At 64.0% G+C, this 15380-nt stretch carries 19 protein-coding genes; 9 read left to right on the top strand and 10 right to left on the bottom strand.

Going from position 1 to position 15380, the window contains the following annotated elements:
- Positions 1-6: 6 nt before the first annotated feature.
- Positions 7-498 (top strand): F0F1 ATP synthase subunit B, encoded by a 492-nt coding sequence (locus JG747_RS27415; RefSeq protein WP_019856926.1) that lies wholly within the window; start codon positions 7-9, stop codon positions 496-498.
- A gap of 122 nt (positions 499-620) precedes the next feature.
- On the opposite strand, the gene JG747_RS27410 is transcribed toward JG747_RS27415, so the two are convergent.
- Together JG747_RS27410 and JG747_RS27405 are read right to left on the bottom strand one after the other, a co-directional pair.
- Positions 621-1316: a ribonuclease HII gene (locus JG747_RS27410; RefSeq protein ID WP_202360420.1), complete on the bottom strand. Its 696-nt coding sequence runs from the start codon at positions 1314-1316 to the stop codon at positions 621-623.
- 153 nt (positions 1317-1469) lie between these two features.
- A complete protein-coding gene (locus tag JG747_RS27405; RefSeq protein ID WP_027046604.1) occupies positions 1470-2624 on the bottom strand; it encodes a PA0069 family radical SAM protein in 1155 nt (384 codons plus the stop codon).
- Positions 2625-2774: 150 nt separating this feature from the next.
- On the opposite strand from JG747_RS27405, the gene JG747_RS27400 reads away from it, so the two are divergent.
- Both JG747_RS27400 and JG747_RS27395 read left to right on the top strand, forming a co-directional pair.
- Positions 2775-3302: a glycosyltransferase gene (locus tag JG747_RS27400; RefSeq protein ID WP_019856929.1), complete on the top strand. Its 528-nt coding sequence runs from the start codon at positions 2775-2777 to the stop codon at positions 3300-3302.
- Between the two features lie 144 nt (positions 3303-3446).
- Positions 3447-4421 (top strand): hypothetical protein, encoded by a 975-nt coding sequence (locus JG747_RS27395; RefSeq protein WP_038652318.1) that lies wholly within the window; start codon positions 3447-3449, stop codon positions 4419-4421.
- A gap of 31 nt (positions 4422-4452) precedes the next feature.
- Here the strand turns inward: JG747_RS27395 and moaB are convergent, their stop codons facing one another.
- The 6 genes from moaB to JG747_RS27365 form a co-directional block, all read right to left on the bottom strand.
- Positions 4453-4998, bottom strand: coding sequence for a molybdenum cofactor biosynthesis protein B (gene moaB, locus JG747_RS27390; protein ID WP_019856931.1), 546 nt, complete (start codon positions 4996-4998; stop codon positions 4453-4455).
- A 1-nt stretch (position 4999) separates the two neighbouring features.
- A complete protein-coding gene (locus JG747_RS27385) occupies positions 5000-5887 on the bottom strand; it encodes a 4-(cytidine 5'-diphospho)-2-C-methyl-D-erythritol kinase (protein ID WP_019856932.1) in 888 nt (295 codons plus the stop codon).
- A 26-nt stretch (positions 5888-5913) separates the two neighbouring features.
- Entirely contained in the window at positions 5914-6099 is a 186-nt protein-coding gene (locus JG747_RS27380) for a membrane protein (protein ID WP_019856933.1), read from the bottom strand.
- Positions 6100-6239: 140 nt separating this feature from the next.
- Complete coding sequence (locus JG747_RS27375) at positions 6240-7100, bottom strand: S49 family peptidase (RefSeq protein WP_019856934.1); 861 nt, start codon at positions 7098-7100, stop codon at positions 6240-6242.
- A 79-nt stretch (positions 7101-7179) separates the two neighbouring features.
- On the bottom strand, positions 7180-7995 hold the full coding sequence (locus JG747_RS27370; RefSeq protein ID WP_019856935.1) for a tRNA1(Val) (adenine(37)-N6)-methyltransferase: 816 nt from the start codon (positions 7993-7995) through the stop codon (positions 7180-7182).
- Entirely contained in the window at positions 7995-8219 is a 225-nt protein-coding gene (locus JG747_RS27365; RefSeq protein ID WP_027041409.1) for a putative signal transducing protein, read from the bottom strand. Before JG747_RS27365 ends, JG747_RS27370 begins: the two co-directional genes overlap by 1 nt.
- 204 nt (positions 8220-8423) lie before the next feature.
- On the opposite strand from JG747_RS27365, the gene JG747_RS27360 reads away from it, so the two are divergent.
- The 5 genes from JG747_RS27360 (at position 8424) to JG747_RS27340 (ending at position 13392) form a co-directional block, all read left to right on the top strand.
- Positions 8424-9440, top strand: coding sequence for a polyprenyl synthetase family protein (locus tag JG747_RS27360; protein WP_019856937.1), 1017 nt, complete (start codon positions 8424-8426; stop codon positions 9438-9440).
- Between the two features lie 109 nt (positions 9441-9549).
- Positions 9550-10218: a GntR family transcriptional regulator gene (locus JG747_RS27355; RefSeq protein WP_019856938.1), complete on the top strand. Its 669-nt coding sequence runs from the start codon at positions 9550-9552 to the stop codon at positions 10216-10218.
- Positions 10219-10405: 187 nt separating this feature from the next.
- A complete protein-coding gene (locus JG747_RS27350; RefSeq protein WP_027046607.1) occupies positions 10406-10999 on the top strand; it encodes a biotin transporter BioY in 594 nt (197 codons plus the stop codon).
- Positions 10996-11433, top strand: a complete 438-nt coding sequence (locus JG747_RS27345; RefSeq protein ID WP_019856940.1) for a DUF1284 domain-containing protein — start codon at positions 10996-10998, stop codon at positions 11431-11433. The genes JG747_RS27350 and JG747_RS27345 overlap by 4 nt, the downstream gene beginning before the upstream one ends.
- A gap of 183 nt (positions 11434-11616) precedes the next feature.
- Positions 11617-13392, top strand: a complete 1776-nt coding sequence (locus JG747_RS27340) for a tetratricopeptide repeat protein (RefSeq protein ID WP_027046608.1) — start codon at positions 11617-11619, stop codon at positions 13390-13392.
- Between the two features lie 110 nt (positions 13393-13502).
- Here JG747_RS27340 and JG747_RS27335 read toward each other — a convergent pair whose 3' ends face one another.
- Positions 13503-13964, bottom strand: coding sequence for a GNAT family N-acetyltransferase (locus JG747_RS27335; RefSeq protein WP_064983052.1), 462 nt, complete (start codon positions 13962-13964; stop codon positions 13503-13505).
- 204 nt (positions 13965-14168) lie between these two features.
- On the opposite strand from JG747_RS27335, the gene JG747_RS27330 reads away from it, so the two are divergent.
- On the top strand, positions 14169-15113 hold the full coding sequence (locus JG747_RS27330) for a glycine--tRNA ligase subunit alpha (protein WP_019856942.1): 945 nt from the start codon (positions 14169-14171) through the stop codon (positions 15111-15113).
- Positions 15114-15116: 3 nt separating this feature from the next.
- Here the strand turns inward: JG747_RS27330 and JG747_RS27325 are convergent, their stop codons facing one another.
- Positions 15117-15293, bottom strand: coding sequence for a hypothetical protein (locus tag JG747_RS27325; protein ID WP_019856943.1), 177 nt, complete (start codon positions 15291-15293; stop codon positions 15117-15119).
- Between the last annotated feature and the right edge of the window lie 87 nt (positions 15294-15380).

Raw genomic sequence — 15380 nt, 5'->3', positions numbered from 1 at the left:
CGCATCATGGACGCTACATCTCTCGCAACGCTTTGGGCCACGATTGCCCTTATCATCTTCCTGGGCGTCGCCATCTACATCAAGGTGCCCGGCCTGATCGCCAAGGCGCTCGACGCCCGCGCTGCCAGGATCAGCAGCGAACTCGATGAGGCCCGCAAACTGCGCGACGAGGCCCAGCAACTGCTCGGCCAGTACAAGAAGAAGCGCAAGGAAGCCGAGCAGGAGGCTGCCGACATCGTCGCGGCCGCCAAGCGCGAGGCCGAAATGCTCGCCACCGAAGCGCACAAGAAGACCGAAGACTATGTTGCCCGGCGCACGGCACTTGCCGAGCAGAAGATCGGTCAGGCAGAGCGTGATGCGGTCGCCGAGGTGCGCGCCAGTGCCGTCGACATCGCCGTCGAAGCCGCCCGCGCGCTGCTCGCCGCGAAGGTCGACGTCAAGGCCGGAGCCGACCTGTTCAAGGCTTCGCTCGCGGATGTGAAGGCCAAGCTGAACTAGGCTGACAACATTTGGAAATCAGAAAGCCGCCGGGGCAACCTGGCGGCTTTTTTGTTTCAGCGCTGAGGTCAACGCTATCGATCTCCGAACGAGAGCGGAGATCGCCCACTCGGCCAGTTTGCTCAATCGAGCTCTGCGAAGCTCTCTTCTTCGGTCACTTCCGCCCCGCCCAGCCTGAACGGCGCGAACGACACGCGGTGCAGCCGTGCAACCGCGCCATGCGCCTCGATCGCCGTGCGGTGGCGGGCCGTGGCATAGCCCATATGGACCTCGAAGCCGTAGCGGTCGTGGTAGCTGCCGCAGCCGCACATCATGCGGTCGCGCATCACCTTGGCGACGATGGAGGCGGCGGCGATCGATTGCGAGCGCTGGTCGCCCTTGATCAAGGCGCGGCCGTCGCAGGGTAATCCAGGCGGCACGTCGCGTCCGTCGGCAAGCGCGAGCTTCGGTCGAACCGACAGCCCGACCAGAGCGCGGCGCATCGCCTCGAGGCTGGCCTTGAGGATATTGCTGCCGTCGATGCCCTCGGCGCTGATCGAGGCCATCGAGACCGCTTGCGCGGAGCCGAGGATGCGCAGGAACAGTGCTTCGCGCTGCAAATGGCTGAGCCGTTTGGAATCGTCGAGGCCTTCGGGGATGTTGGCAGGATCGAGCACCACAGCCGCGGCGACCACCGGCCCGGCCAGAGGACCGCGGCCAGCCTCGTCCATCCCCGCGACTGGCCAAAGCCCATCAGCCATCGCCTTCGTCTCGAAGGAGAAATCGGGTTTCTCGACGATTTCGAAGAGAAGCGGAGAATCGGAACGCGCGCGAGCCATGTTGCGGCGAGGTTCGCATCGGCTCCGATTCTCCGCAAGTCCCTCCGGGTCGGGTGGGGCGCCGGACCGGGAGGGCACCGTCTGCAGGCCGGGGCAGGCCGGACGGGATTTTGTGCGCCGTGGCAGCTCAAACCGCCGCGGCGAATTGCAGTCTCACAGCAGCATCAGCTGCTCCTGGTCCTTTCCGGCGGCGACGAACTGGTCGGTGCGCAGCGTGCGCCGTTCGGTGTTGAGGCCAAGCCGCTTGGCGGTGATTTCGAAGCGGCGGCCGATCTGCCAGGCGTAGGGTCCAGCGCCCTTCATGCGCTTGCCCCATTCCGAATCGTAATCCTTGCCGTCGCGCATCGAGCGGATCAGCGACATCACGTGGCGGTAACGGTCGGGATAGTGGCGCAGCAGCCAGTCCTTGAAGATCGGGCTGACCTCCAGCGGCAGACGCAGCACGACGTAACCTGCCTCGCGCGCACCGGCGGCGTACGCCGAATCGAGGATCCGCTCCATCTCCTGGTCGGTGAGGCCGGGGATGATCGGCGCCACCATGACCGAAGCCGGAATGCCGGCGTCAGAAAGCTGCCGGATCGCTTCGAGCCGCTTGGTCGGCGTCGACGCGCGGGGCTCCATCGTCCTGGCCAGTATGCGGTCCATTGTCGTCACCGACAGCGCCACCTTGGCCAGCCCGCGTTCGGCCATGCGCGACAATATGTCGATGTCGCGCGTCACCAGAGCGGATTTGGTGACGATGCCGACCGGATGGCCGCGCGCTTCCAGCACTTCCAGGATCTCGCGCATGATCCGGTACTGTTTCTCGATCGGCTGGTAGGGATCGGTGTTGGTGCCGATGGCGATGGTGCGCGGCTGGTAGCCATCCTTGGATAGTTCCTTGTCGAGCAGCCGCGCCGCATCCGGCTTGGCGAACAGCTTGGATTCGAAATCCAGCCCCGGCGACAGGCCCATGAACGCATGCGTCGGCCGCGCGAAACAATAGACGCAGCCATGTTCACAGCCGCGATAGGGGTTGATCGACCGGTCGAAGGAGATGTCGGGCGATTCGTTGCGGGTGATGATGGTGCGCGGCTTCTCCACCTGCACCTCGGTCTTGAACGGCGGCAGTTCCTCCAGCGAACTCCAGCCATCGTCGAACACATGCCGGCTGACCGGTTCGAAGCGGCCGGACGGATTGATGCCCGCCGACCGTCCGCGGTTGCGGTCCGGACGGATGCGCATGCCACTCTGCTCGATCATCGCATTGGCCATTTCGGCTCGCCCTGCCCCGAAGGCTGCAATGTCGGCGCGCACGATCGGTTCCATCTTGGCCCGCTCCCAGGGACTGTCCATGTTGTTTCGAATCGCTCTGTTCATGAAATTATTCCTATTTTGCCGATGAGAACAAAGCAAGAACTTTTTATGCTGCGCCGCAAAAACTGGCGCTATGCGCGGCTTTCCGCTATTCGGCTAAATATGCTCAGTGTTCTCATCGAAACCCGCAATGACGAGGAGGCTCTCGCCCGTACGCTCGGCTCGCTGATCGGCGGCGCGGTGGAGGGCGTGGTGCGCGACGTCATCGTCTGCGACACCGGCTCCACCGACCAGACGCATCATGTCGCCGAGCATGCTGGCTGCCACTACGTAGCAAGCGGCGGCATCGCCGCCGGGATAAGGCAGGCCAAGGGCGATTGGCTGCTGTTACTGGAGCCGGGCGCGCGGCTGGTGGAGGGCTGGATCGACGCGGTCGTCGCCCACACGGCGAGGCAAACCATGGCGGCACGGTTTTCTCGCGCGCGCGGCAGCCGCGCGCCGTTCCTCGCCCGGGTCTTTTCGGGAAACCGCGCGCTCGCCGACGGGCTGGTGATCAGCAAGCGCCAGGCGGCGTCCCTGTCGAAAAACGCCGGCAGCGCCGAGGCGCTGGCGCGTGGCCTGGCGACGAAGAAGCTCGAAGCCGAGATCTGGGTGGCGCCGCCCAAGCAGCAGCCCCGGGCGCCGAAGTGATTTTTTGCACCTGCTCTGTTTATTGTGCATTGCACAAAATCTGACGCGAGGTTAGCCTTCCCCGAGGTGGGTGAATTGGGTTTGGGTCATGCGAGTGGTGGGCACCGATGCGGCATCGGTGTCACCCTCATGGAAGAGGACCCGATGACCCTTTCAACGCCTGACGAATCCGGAGCCGCCAGTCTCGAGGCGATTGCGCGCAACGGCAGCCTGCTGCGGCGCATTGCCGTGCGCATTCCGACCTATCTCACGGACCTGCGCGAAAACCCTGCCTGGTTGCCGATGTTCATGCTCGCGCGCACCATGCCTGGGCGCCGGATGCATTGGCTGGGCGCAAAGCGCGCGCGTCCTGCCGACAATGTCGGGGATACGATGTTTTCCGGTGTCGCGCGGGCGGCGGTGGTCGATGCTTTGCGTTCCGACGGCCTGTTTTCAGGCCTGGTCCTGCCGCCGGCGATCCATGAAGAGATCGCGGATTTCGCGGCGCGCACGCCTTGCTTCGGCAATTTCGACCGCCGCCTCGAATTCATGCCGGGCGACCATGCGCAGGCCAAAAAACGCCTCGGCCGCTCTCTGCTCAGCGGGCACTATTTCGAGCGCATCCTCGACTGCCCGGCCGCACTCGCCGTACAGCGCGATCCGCTGCTTCTCGACATTGCCGCGCACTATCTCGGCGCTCAGGCGAAACTGATCACGACGCGCGTCTGGTGGAGCTTTCCGACCGGCGAAGCCTCGGACGCCGACAAGAACCTTGCCTCGCTCGGCAAGTATCACTTCGACCTCGACGACTGGCGCATGCTGAAGTTCTTCTTCTACCTCAAGCCGGTCGACGCCGACACCGGGCCGCATGTCTATGTCAGGGGCAGCCACAGGCGCCGCGCCATCAAGCACCAGCTCACCCTGTTGGTCGGCCATCCCGCCCAGGAGGTGCTGGGCGTCTATGGCGAGCAAAGTCCGGTAACGCTGACCGGCGAAGCCGGCCTCGGCTTCGTCGAGGACCCTTTCGGCTTCCACATGGGCACCGTGCCGGCGCGCACGCCGCGGCTGATGATGGAAGTCGGCTTCGGCGTTTCACGCCCCTCGCGCCGGCGCTTTCATGGCGAGCCGGTGATCCGCTGAAGGCTGACTGTTGGAAGTGCAATTTCGCGTATTACTTTCCGCGCCGCAGATGCTCGTCCAGGCGCGGCATGATCTCGACGAAGTTGCAGGGCGTGTGGCGGTAGTCGAGCTGCGCCTTGAGGATGCCGTCCCAGGCATCCTTGCAGGCGCCGGGCGAGCCCGGCAGCACGAAGACGAAAGTGGCGTTGACGACGCCGCCGGTTGCCCGGCTCTGGATCGTCGACGTGCCGATCTTGTCGTAGGAAATGCGGTGGAACACTTCGGAAAAGCCATCCATGCGCTTTTCGAAGATCGGCTCCAGCGCCTCCGGCGTCACGTCGCGCCCGGTAAAGCCGGTGCCGCCGGTGGTGATGACGACATCGATGGCCTTGTCGCGCGACCACGCCAGCACCGTATGGCGGATTTTGTCGCGGTCGTCGGTGACGATATCGCGGGCGGCCAGTATGTGGCCGGCCTCGGTGATGCGGTTGGCCAGCGTCTGGCCGGATTTGTCGTCGGCAAGGCTGCGCGTGTCCGAAACCGTCAGCACCGCGATACGCACCGGAACGAACGAACGGCTCTCGTTGATCCCAGCCATTTCACTCAGCCTCCGATGACATGCTGCGCGTCGCCGCGACGAACCAGTCGGGCTGGCGGCTGCGGATTTCGGCCGCCGCGCGCTTGGCGACATTGCCGGTCTCGAACAGGCCGAAACAGGTCGCGCCTGATCCCGACATGCGTGAAAAGCCTGATCCGGCCTTATCAAGCCATGACAGCGCGCGGCCTATGGCGGGCTGCAGCGCAAGCGCAGCTGGCTCCAGATCATTGCGGGTAATCTCCAGCCAGTTGCGCAGGCTATGGAAATCGATGCTGCGCGGCAGCGGCGGCAGGGGCTCGTTGTAGCGGCGGGACAGGGCCGCGAAGACATCCGCCGTCGAGACCGGCGTGCCCGGATTGACCAGCACCAGTCCCAGCGCCGAAAAGTCCGGCACCATCGACAACTCGTCACCAATGCCGCGCGCCACCAGCGGCTTTGCCGCCAGACACATCGGCACGTCGGCGCCAAGCGAAAGGCCGATCCGCGCCAGGCCGGCGTCGTCCATGTCCGGGGCCCATGCCTGCGCCAGTCCGCGCAACACGGCCGCCGCATCGCTCGACCCGCCGCCGACGCCGGAGGCAACCGGCAGGTTCTTTTCCAGCTTTATCGAGACGGGCGGAGTTCGCCCGGAGCCAACCTCTCGCCGCAAGGCATCGCGCGCCTTGAGCACAAGATTGCTGGCGTCGAGGGGAACCGCTGGCGCGTAGCGGCCGGACACGGCGAAATCGTCGCTATCGGCGAGCGCGATCTCGACCCTGTCGCCGAAGCGCGTGAACACCGCCAGGCTTTCGATCAGGTGATAGCCGTCAGCACGCCTGCCGGTGACATGCAGCGCCAGATTGATCTTGGCGTGCGCGTGCCAGGTGCGCGAACCGATCTCGGTGTCCACGGCGTCAGTCGTATGGGGGATGATGCTCAGTCCTTGGCCAGCCGGTATTCGCCGGTCTTCGGGTCCTTGACCAGCGTTCCCATCGCGCCATTGGCCGCCTGCTTTTCGGTGCGCCGTACCTTGGCCGTCACACGCTCCGCTTCCCGGATGAAGGTGCGGTAGCCGAAATAGGCGGCGGCGCCAACGACGGCGAAGAAGATGATCTGCGGCATGTCACAACTCCTACCACGCTGGGCCGGCGAAGGCGGCCGGTCGGGTCGGTTGATGCATGTCGCCCAAAACTGTGTCCGGTGTTGGGAAAACGGCATGCATAGGACTTCAAACCTTCATGCTAGACGCTTTTGCGCGGTTTTCAAAGCCCGAAGCGAGCCCACAATGCGCGCTCTTCCGCCGCATCGATGACGCCGCTGGCGGCAGCGGCGGCGATATCGGGCGCTGAAAAGCCCTTGCTCGAGCCGAACAGGCCGAAACGGCCGAGGAAACCGCGCGGCGCGGTGATCAGCCTGAGCTGGGTCTTCGCGCCGAACCGGGTCTTCAGCACCGTGCGCATGTCGCCGAGCGCATCGACGAGGCCGAGCTCCAGACCCTTCTTGCCGGTCCAGAACAGGCCGGTGAACAGATCTGGATCGTCCTTCAGCTTCGTGCCGCGCCGCTCCTTGACCAGATCGATGAAGGTTTCATGCACCTCCAGCTGCAGCGCCTTCAGCCGCTCGACGTCCTCCTTCTTCTCGGGCTTGAACGGATCGAGCACCGCCTTGTTCTGGCCGGCGGTGTGGACACGGCGTTCGACGCCGATCTTCTTCATCAGTTCGGGAAAGCCGAACGAGGCCGAGACCACGCCGATGGAGCCGACGATGGAGGAAGGATCGGCAAAAATCTCGTCGCCGGCGACCGCGATCATGTAGCCGCCCGAGGCCGCGACATCCTCGACGAAGATCAGCACCTTTTTGTTCTTTTCAACCGCCAGGTCGCGGATGCGCTTGAAGATCAGCCGCGACTGCACCGGCGAGCCGCCGGGCGAATTGATCGAGATGGCGACCGCCGGCGCATCGAAGGAAAACGCCTTTTCGATGAGGCCGGCCGTCGAGGCCAGCGACAGATTCTGCCGGAACTGACCGCCGGCCATGATCGTGCCATGCAGCCGGATGACCGGAATGGTGACGACGGTGGAGCGCCAGGATTTCGGCAGCAGGCGGTTGAAAAGGCGTTTCACGAGGGCGTGGTCTCCGGTCGATGGGTTGCAGGCATGTAGGGATTTCCCGGCCAACGGCAATGCGGCGGCCAAGAATAGCTCAATCTCCAAACAGCGAGGCGAGACCGTTGGCAATCATTTCGCTTCGCTCGTCGGGGCCGTTGCCCGATTGCGCGTGCAGCATCAAAGGCGGACGGATGGCGAGCTTTCCCCGCGCACCGAGCGCTGCCCGCACGATGATACGGATCGCCGCTGCGTCGGGGCGAGGGTGCACGGCCAGCATCTCGGCATCGCCGAAACGGCCCGACATCGCGTCGAGAATGGCGCCGAGCTGTTCGGGACGCGCGATGACGGCAAGCCCGCCGCGCGGCCTGACCACCGCCGCCGCACTGCGGATCCAGCTTTCGAACAGCCCGTCCTCCATGACATGGGCTTCCTTTCGCAGCCGGTCCGGCGTGGCGCGGTCCCGGGCGGCGTTGAAAGGCGGGTTCATGATGACGAAGTCGAAATCATTGTCGGCCAGACCGACCGCCACCCGGGCCTGGCCTGAAACCGTGACGTCGGCGACGAGCACGGATGCGCGATCGCTGAGATGCGCATTGCCGGGGTGAGCAAGGGTGGCCGATGCGAAGGCGGCCATTTCCGGCGCGCGTTCGACCAGAACGGCCTGGGCAGCCGGGCAGCGCGACAGCACCGCCAGGCCGGCAGCGCCGGCGCCGGCGCCGAAATCGGCGAGACGTCCGCCAAAGACGGACGGCACCGACGCCGCAAGCATCATCGCATCCATGCCGGCGCGATGGCCGCCATGCTTGGGCTGCACCAGCCAGAACCGGCCGCGATGGAAGGCATCGACCGTATGGGCCGGCGTGTCCGGGCCAAGGGTGTCAAGGGCAGGGGCGGCTGGCGCGGCCGACATTATTTTGTGCGGATCTCGTTGGCGATGCCGGCATCCCTGAGGATGCGACGTGCGGCATCGGCCTGGTCGGCGTCGACCATGACGCGCTTCTGCAAAAGACCGATCGACCCTTCGAGAATGCTCATATTCTGATCGGCGACAAAGCAGGCGATACCGGCGTCGCGCATCAGCGATTCGACGAAGGAGATGATCACAGCATCGTTGGTACGGACAAGTTCTATCATCATATGAAACTCGCAGTTTGCGTCATTGATGTAAACGGGCAGGGGATTCCGTGGCGGAGCCTCGCTCCCTCCCGTGCCGGTTGACAGGCTGTCGCCGGCGCCGCGCCAATTCGCCACTTGCCGTGGCCGTGTCCGCCGCCCTAGAGTCTGGATAGGGATTAAGGGTGCCGTCGCACGCGTTACAACAAGACGGGAGTGATTGTCGTGGGTGTCGTTCTCAACATCGAAAACGGGAAGCGGGAGCCCGCCTCCATCAAGGATCTGATCGATCTGACGGCGGCCGATATGGGACGCGTCAACGAATTGATCCTGTCCAAGGCCGGCTCCGACGTCGAGATGATTCCGGAGGTCGCCAACCATCTGATCTCGTCCGGTGGCAAGCGGCTCAGGCCGATGCTGACGCTCGCCGCCGCGCAGATGTTCGGCTATGCCGGCGAAGGCCATGTTAAACTCGCCACCTCGGTCGAGTTCATGCACACCGCGACTTTGCTGCACGACGACGTCGTCGACGAGAGCGGCATGCGCCGTGGCAAGAAGACCGCCCGCATGATCTGGGGCAACCAGGCAAGCGTGCTGGTCGGCGATTTCCTGCTTGGCCAGGCCTTCCGCATGATGGTCGATGTCGGCTCGCTCGAAGCGCTCGACATCCTGTCGAGCGCCGCCTCGATCATCGCCGAGGGCGAGGTCATGCAGCTCGCCGCCGCCAAGAACCTTGAAACCACCGAGGACGAGCACTTCGCCGTCATCAAGGCCAAGACAGCCGCGCTGTTTTCGGCCGCCGCCGAAGTTGGACCGGTCATCGCCCAGGCAACGCGTAATGATCGCGCTGCACTGCGCTCTTACGGCATGAATCTCGGGCTCGCCTTCCAGCTCATCGACGATGCGCTGGATTATGGCGGCACCAGCAAGGATTTGGGCAAGAATGTCGGCGACGATTTCCGGGAGGGCAAGGTGACCCTGCCGGTCATCCTCGCCTACCGGCGCGGCACCAAGGCCGAGCGCACCTTCTGGAAGCGCGCCATCGAGGACAATGTCGTCGACGACGCGGGTCTGGAAAAGGCGATCGGCCTGATGACTCGTCACGGCGCCATCGCCGACACGATCGGCCGCGCCCGTCATTTCGGCGAGATCGCCCGCGACGCTCTGGCGCCGCTCGAAGAAACGCCGCAGAAATCGGCGCTGATCGACGTCATCGATTTCTGCATCAGCCGGGTGAACTGAGAAGGCCGACCTTTCGCCGAATTTCCCCTCGCTTTGTACTGGGGAGAACCTTGGCGAACACGGCTTCGCCGTCTCGACAAGGTGCCTTGCCGCAAATTATCTATAAAACATGGCAAAGGGCACGGACGACACCATCGCGGTGCGCATCAGCAAGGCGCTGGCGGACCGCATCATCTCGGGCGCGATCGAGCCTGGAGCGCGGCTGCGCCAGGATCATGTCGCCGAGGAATTCAACACCAGCCATGTTCCGGTGCGCGAGGCCTTCCGCCGTCTGGAGGCGCAAGGCCTGGCCGTCAGCGAACCGCGCCGCGGCGTGCGCGTCGCGGCTTTTGATCTCGGCGAGGTCAAGGAGGTCGCCGAAATGCGGGCCGCCCTCGAAGTGCTGGCACTGCGCCACGCCGCGCCGCATCTGACGTCAGCCATTCTCGATCTCGCCGAGGAGGCGACCAAGGCAGGCGACAAGTCCCGCGACGTCCGATCCTGGGAGGAAGCCAACCGCGACTTTCACCGGCTGATCCTGGCGCCGTGCGGCATGCCGCGCCTGCTCGCCACCATCGACGATCTGCATGCGGCCAGCGCCCGCTTCCTTTTCGCGGCATGGCGATCGGAGTGGGAAACGCGTACCGACCAGGACCATCGGGCGATCCTGACCGCCTTGCGGCAGGGAAATACCGAATCGGCCGCGGCGACATTGGGTCGGCATGTCCAGTGGATTGGCCGCAAGCCAGTCAAGACGGCGTCCGGCGCGACGCGTGAAGCCTTCGCGATCGTTGGTTGATGCCTGTCACCCAAAAGTGGCCCTCAATTTGGGGCGACATCCACAAAGCAATGGCCTGAAGCACATCGCGACGCAGTTCAGACGCTCTTTGTCGTGGGAAGGCTTGCTATGTCGCGAGAAATGTGGATTCGATAATAGATCGAAAATAGAAATTATCTATAATTTCAAATCGACCGAAGGGACCCTCATGACAGACATCGCATTCACGCCCCGCAAGCCGTCCTTCAGCCCGCTTCGGCTTCAGGACCGCTCGCTCGCCTGGCAGGTCGGAGCCGTCGTGCTTGGCACGCTGTTCCTGGCGCTGTCTTCCTACATCGAAGTGCCGATGGTGCCGGTTCCCGTAACCATGCAGACCTTCGCGGTGACGCTGATCGGTGCGCTCTATGGCTGGCGGCTTGGCGCGGTCACTATCGCGGCATGGCTTGTCGAGGGCGCTGCCGGCTTTCCGGTGCTGGCTGGAGGTGCCGCCGGCGTCGCGCATTTCGTCGGGCCGACCGGCGGCTATCTCTTCGCCTTCCCGATCACCGGCGCCCTGGTCGGCTGGCTGGCCGAACGCGGCTGGAACGGCAACAGGGTGGTGCTTGCCTTTGCCGCCATGCTGCTCGGCAATCTTGCCTGCCTGGTGCTCGGTACCGCATGGCTTGCCGTCATGATCGGCACTGAGAAGGCCATCACCTTCGGCTTCCTGCCCTTTATTGTCGGCGGCTTGCTGAAGTCGGCGCTTGGTGCGGCGACTCTGATGGCACTTCGCGGCGGCAAGGCGAAGCCGGCCAATCCGTGACGATCAGGCTGCGCGCCCATCATCTCCTTTGCCTGCTCACCTATGTGGGCAAGGGATACAGCCCCGCCTTCACCGTTAATTATGACGTGATCGCGGAGCGCCTGAGCGGGGGCGAGGATATCCTCCTCGTTTCCGGTCCTGACGACATCTGCGCGCCTTTGCTCGACGGGCCGGAGCCGCATTGCCGCAACGAGAGCGTCGTCGAACGGGACCGGCTTGCCGCACGCGATGTCGGGGATGTTCTGGCCCTGCCAATCCAGCCCGGCGTCCGCCTCGATCTCGACGAGGCAATCCTGGCGCGGCTGCGACAGGCGTTCTCCGTTGGTGGCGTGCGCAAGGCTTGCGGCGGCTGCGAGTGGAGCGAGCTGTGCGGCGCGATTGCGGCCGGCGGCTTTGCCGAGACGAAGGTGCGGCGGCCCATCGTGCAGGACTGACCTTGACGCCGGCTTTTCCCCAGTCGAAAATCACCTCCAGCTATGGTTTGTTAATCGGCTGCCTCGATTGTGAATTTCAGGCGGATTGAAGCGCGACCCCAAAAAGGCCATGCTTTGCCCGGAAAGATCGAGTCTACGTCGATCCCGCTGACGCGGAGATGGCGCCTGGCTGAAAGGGATACGATGCAGCAAGGACGTGCGCGCTGGCTGACAAGGCTGGCAATTGTGACGGGCATGGCGATTTCGGCTTTGCCGGCCTATGCCAAGCAATCCACCGAACCGGTCAAGATCTCGTCGTTCTCGGGCGCCTATCTGGCAGCCCGGATCGCCGAAGGCGACAACGACCTCGACAGCGCCATCGCTTACTACAAGCAGGCCCTGGCCTTCGATCCGAGCGACACCGGCCTGCAGCAGAGCCTGATGCTGTCGCTGATCGCGCAAGGCCGCTTCGACGAATCCCTGGTCTATGCCGACAAGCTCAAGGAAGTGCCCGATGTCGAGCGCTTCTCGCGCCTGGCGCTGGCCGTCGATTCTTTCCACAAGAAGGATTTCACCAAGGCACAGTACTGGCTGAAGCTGTCACTGGAATCCGACCTCGACCGGCTGATCTCCGGCGTGATGTCCGGCTGGGCCGAACAGGGTGCTGGCCAAGCCGGCGACGCGATGGCTTCGATCGACAAGCTTCAGGGCCCGGACTGGTTCGGCCTGTTCAAATCCTTCCACCGCGCCCTGATCGCCGATGCCTCCAACATGCCCGAAAAGGCCGAGGCGATCTACGCCGCGACGATGCAGGATACCGCCGCCGGCGGTGCCGCGCCCGAAACCTGGATGCGCAACGCGCAGGCTTATGCTTCGTTCCTGGCCCGCAAGGGCGACAAGGCCAAGGCGATCTCGGTGCTCGACCAGGCCGAGGCGTTTTCGCCGGGCAAGCTCGAAATCGTCGCCTTGCGCGACAGGATCAGCAAGGGCGACAAGATCGCGCCCTTCGTTTCCGGTCCGTCCGACGGTGCTTCCGAAATCCTGCTCGACCTTGCCACCGCGCTCAACCGGGGCGGCGGCGAGCCGTTCGTTCGCCTTTATCTGCAATATGCGCTCGCCCTGCGGCCCGACAGCGACGCGGCTCTCGTGCAACTCGCTGCCGTCGCCGAGCAGCTGAAGGACGGCGAGGGTGCCATAGCGCTCTATCGGCGGATTCCCGATTCTTCGCCGCTGAAGGAGCTTTCGGACCTGCAGCTTGGCCTCAACCTTGCCGATCTCGACCGCCATGACGAGGCGATCACTCATCTGAAGGCCTTCGTCGAGGCTCATCCCAACGACATGCGCGCCTATCTGGCGCTTGGCGGGGTCTATTCCTCGAAGGAGGATTTCCGCTCGGCCGCCAACCTCTACGACAAGGCCGTCGAGGCGCTGAAGACGCCGACCGCTGCCAACTGGAACATCTTCTACCAGCGCGGTATCGCCTATGAGCGGCTGAAGGAATGGCCGAAGGCCGAACCGAACTTCCGCAAGGCGCTGGAATTGCAGCCGGACCAGCCGCAGGTGCTGAACTATCTCGGCTATTCCTGGGTCGACATGAACACCAACCTGAAGGAAGGCCTGGCGATGATCCAGAAGGCCGTCGACCTCAGACCGAGCGACGGTTACATCGTGGATTCCCTGGGCTGGGCCTATTTCCGCCTCGGCCGCTTCGATGACGCGGTGCGCGAGATGGAACGCGCCGTATCGCTGAAGCCGGAAGATCCGGTTCTCAACGACCATCTCGGCGACGCCTACTGGCGCGTCGGCCGCAAGCTGGAAGCCACCTTCCAGTGGAATCAGGCCCGCGACCTCAAGCCCGATCCCGACGTGCTGGCCACCTTGCAGCAGAAGCTGATGAAGGGCCTGCCGCCGATCGAATCCAACACGGCGCAGGAGACACCCAAGGTCAAGCCCGAGCCGGTGCCTGTCCCGAAGGGCTGAGATCGGATGTTTGAATGCGAACGGGGCTTCTTTAGGAGCCCCGTTTTCGTTTCCAGTCTAGGGCTGTTGAGATTCAGGTCAGGCCGGCATCACCTGAATATCAGCAGACCCTAGAATAGCCTCCGGTAGACGACGAAGCCGGAGCGCTCGCCGACCTTGTCGTAGAGCTTCATCGCGGTCTGGTTGGTTTCGTGCGTCAGCCAATACACCCGTCCGGAGCCGGCGGCCTGCGCCCGCTCATAGACGCCTTCGATCAGCGCCCGGCCTATGCCTTTGCCACGCGAAGCCTCCGTGGTGAAAAGATCCTGCAGATAACAGTTCGGGGCGATCGCCGTCGTGCTGCGGTGAAAGAGATAGTGCACAAGGCCGAGGAGCTTTCCCTCGCTTTCGGCCACCAGCGCATGGACCGGTTCATAGGCATCGAAGAAGCGCGACCATGTCATCGCCGTGATTTCGCTCGCCAGCGCCGTCTCGCCGTAGCGGCCATAAAATGCGTTGTAGCCGTCCCACAGCGGCAGCCACCGATCGAAATCCTGTCGCGTGACCAGGCGGACGATGATGGAACTCGGCATGGCTGGACCTATCGTCGTTGATGTGGACTGTAGGAACGAACAGACCTCAGGCCCCCGAGGTCGGCAATGGGCCAGCCCTCGGCAAACCTTCAACACCGCGCGGCATACCCATGGAGGCTCGCATCCGGCGTGCCCTTGCTTGACGCTTCGCCGCCGTGTCTCTAGGACGTGCCGGCAAGCTAGCCTTTGCTGTCGAGGCCACCCGTGACGATTGAAATCCCTGCCCATGTGCACCCCAGCCGCTCGTTCCAGGGGCTGATCCTGACCTTGCACAATTACTGGGCGGCCTATGGTTGCGTCATCCTCCAGCCCTACGACATGGAGGTCGGCGCCGGCACGTTTCATCCGGCAACGACGCTGCGCGCGCTCGGGCCGCGTCGCTGGAACGCCGCCTATGTCCAGCCCTCGCGCCGCCCCAAGGATGGCCGCTATGGCGAGAACCCGAACCGGCTGCAGCATTATTACCAGTACCAGGTGATCCTGAAGCCGAACCCGCCGAACCTGCAGGAGCTCTATCTCGGCTCACTGGCGGCGATCGGCGTCGATCCGCTGCTGCATGACATCCGCTTTGTCGAGGACGACTGGGAGAGCCCGACGTTGGGCGCCTGGGGGCTTGGCTGGGAATGCTGGTGCGACGGCATGGAAGTCTCGCAGTTCACCTATTTCCAGCAGGTCTGCGGCATCGAATGCGCGCCGGTGGCGGGCGAACTGACCTACGGGCTGGAGCGGCTGGCCATGTACGTGCAGGGCGTCGACAATGTCTACGATCTCAACTTCAACGGCCGTGAGGGTGCCGACAAGGTGACCTATGGCGATGTCTTCCTGCAGGCCGAGCAGGAATATTCGCGCCACAATTTCGAATACGCCAACACGGCGATGCTGCTTAGGCATTTCGAAGACGCCGAGGCTGAGTGCAAGGCACTGCTCGAGGCCGGAGCGCCGGCGTCGAACGACAATCTGCCGATGCACAAGATGGTCTTTCCGGCCTACGACCAGTGCATCAAGGCCAGCCATGTCTTCAACCTGCTCGACGCGCGCGGCGTGATCTCGGTCACCGAGCGGCAGAGCTACATCCTGCGGGTGCGCAATCTGGCGAAGGCCTGCGGCGAGGCGTTTTTGAAGACGCAGGCGGGTGGATTGGCTGCCTGAGCTTCAGGCAGACCTCATCGTTTCGAGGGAAGCGTTGATCGGTGACAGGATCTGGCCGCTCGGGCCAGCCATTGTCCGCAATGCCTGCCGAACACCCGGCATCGAGAAGGCGCCATGGACCTGCGCGGTGAAGCAGGCGCTGAGCGCGAGGATCTGCAGAAGTCTGGATGCTGTTTTCATGGTCGTTCAGCCAATAGTTCCCTGCCTGAGCGTGGGTCGCTTCAGCGCTGCGTTCGGTTCATGGAAATCTTTGATCCAAGGACGGAC

The organism is Mesorhizobium sp. 131-3-5 (genome assembly GCF_016756575.1).
GTDB classification, from domain to species: domain Bacteria; phylum Pseudomonadota; class Alphaproteobacteria; order Rhizobiales; family Rhizobiaceae; genus Mesorhizobium; species Mesorhizobium jarvisii.
This window is presented reverse-complemented; position numbering and strand designations above follow the sequence as displayed.

Excerpts from the sequence above, each read along its gene's own strand:
- JG747_RS27415 (WP_019856926.1), top strand. The coding sequence starts at position 7 with ATGGACGCTACATCTCTCGCAACGCTTTGGGCCACGATTGCCCTTATC.
- JG747_RS27410 (WP_202360420.1), bottom strand. The coding sequence starts at position 1,316 with ATGGCTCGCGCGCGTTCCGATTCTCCGCTTCTCTTCGAAATCGTCGAG.
- JG747_RS27405 (WP_027046604.1), bottom strand. The coding sequence starts at position 2,624 with ATGGAACCGATCGTGCGCGCCGACATTGCAGCCTTCGGGGCAGGGCGA.
- JG747_RS27400 (WP_019856929.1), top strand. The coding sequence starts at position 2,775 with ATGCTCAGTGTTCTCATCGAAACCCGCAATGACGAGGAGGCTCTCGCC.
- JG747_RS27395 (WP_038652318.1), top strand. The coding sequence starts at position 3,447 with ATGACCCTTTCAACGCCTGACGAATCCGGAGCCGCCAGTCTCGAGGCG.
- moaB (WP_019856931.1), bottom strand. The coding sequence starts at position 4,998 with ATGGCTGGGATCAACGAGAGCCGTTCGTTCGTTCCGGTGCGTATCGCG.
- JG747_RS27380 (WP_019856933.1), bottom strand. The coding sequence starts at position 6,099 with ATGCCGCAGATCATCTTCTTCGCCGTCGTTGGCGCCGCCGCCTATTTC.
- JG747_RS27370 (WP_019856935.1), bottom strand. The coding sequence starts at position 7,995 with ATGTCGGCCGCGCCAGCCGCCCCTGCCCTTGACACCCTTGGCCCGGAC.
- JG747_RS27365 (WP_027041409.1), bottom strand. The coding sequence starts at position 8,219 with ATGATAGAACTTGTCCGTACCAACGATGCTGTGATCATCTCCTTCGTC.
- JG747_RS27355 (WP_019856938.1), top strand. The coding sequence starts at position 9,550 with ATGGCAAAGGGCACGGACGACACCATCGCGGTGCGCATCAGCAAGGCG.
- JG747_RS27350 (WP_027046607.1), top strand. The coding sequence starts at position 10,406 with ATGACAGACATCGCATTCACGCCCCGCAAGCCGTCCTTCAGCCCGCTT.
- JG747_RS27340 (WP_027046608.1), top strand. The coding sequence starts at position 11,617 with ATGCAGCAAGGACGTGCGCGCTGGCTGACAAGGCTGGCAATTGTGACG.
- JG747_RS27335 (WP_064983052.1), bottom strand. The coding sequence starts at position 13,964 with ATGCCGAGTTCCATCATCGTCCGCCTGGTCACGCGACAGGATTTCGAT.
- JG747_RS27325 (WP_019856943.1), bottom strand. The coding sequence starts at position 15,293 with ATGAAAACAGCATCCAGACTTCTGCAGATCCTCGCGCTCAGCGCCTGC.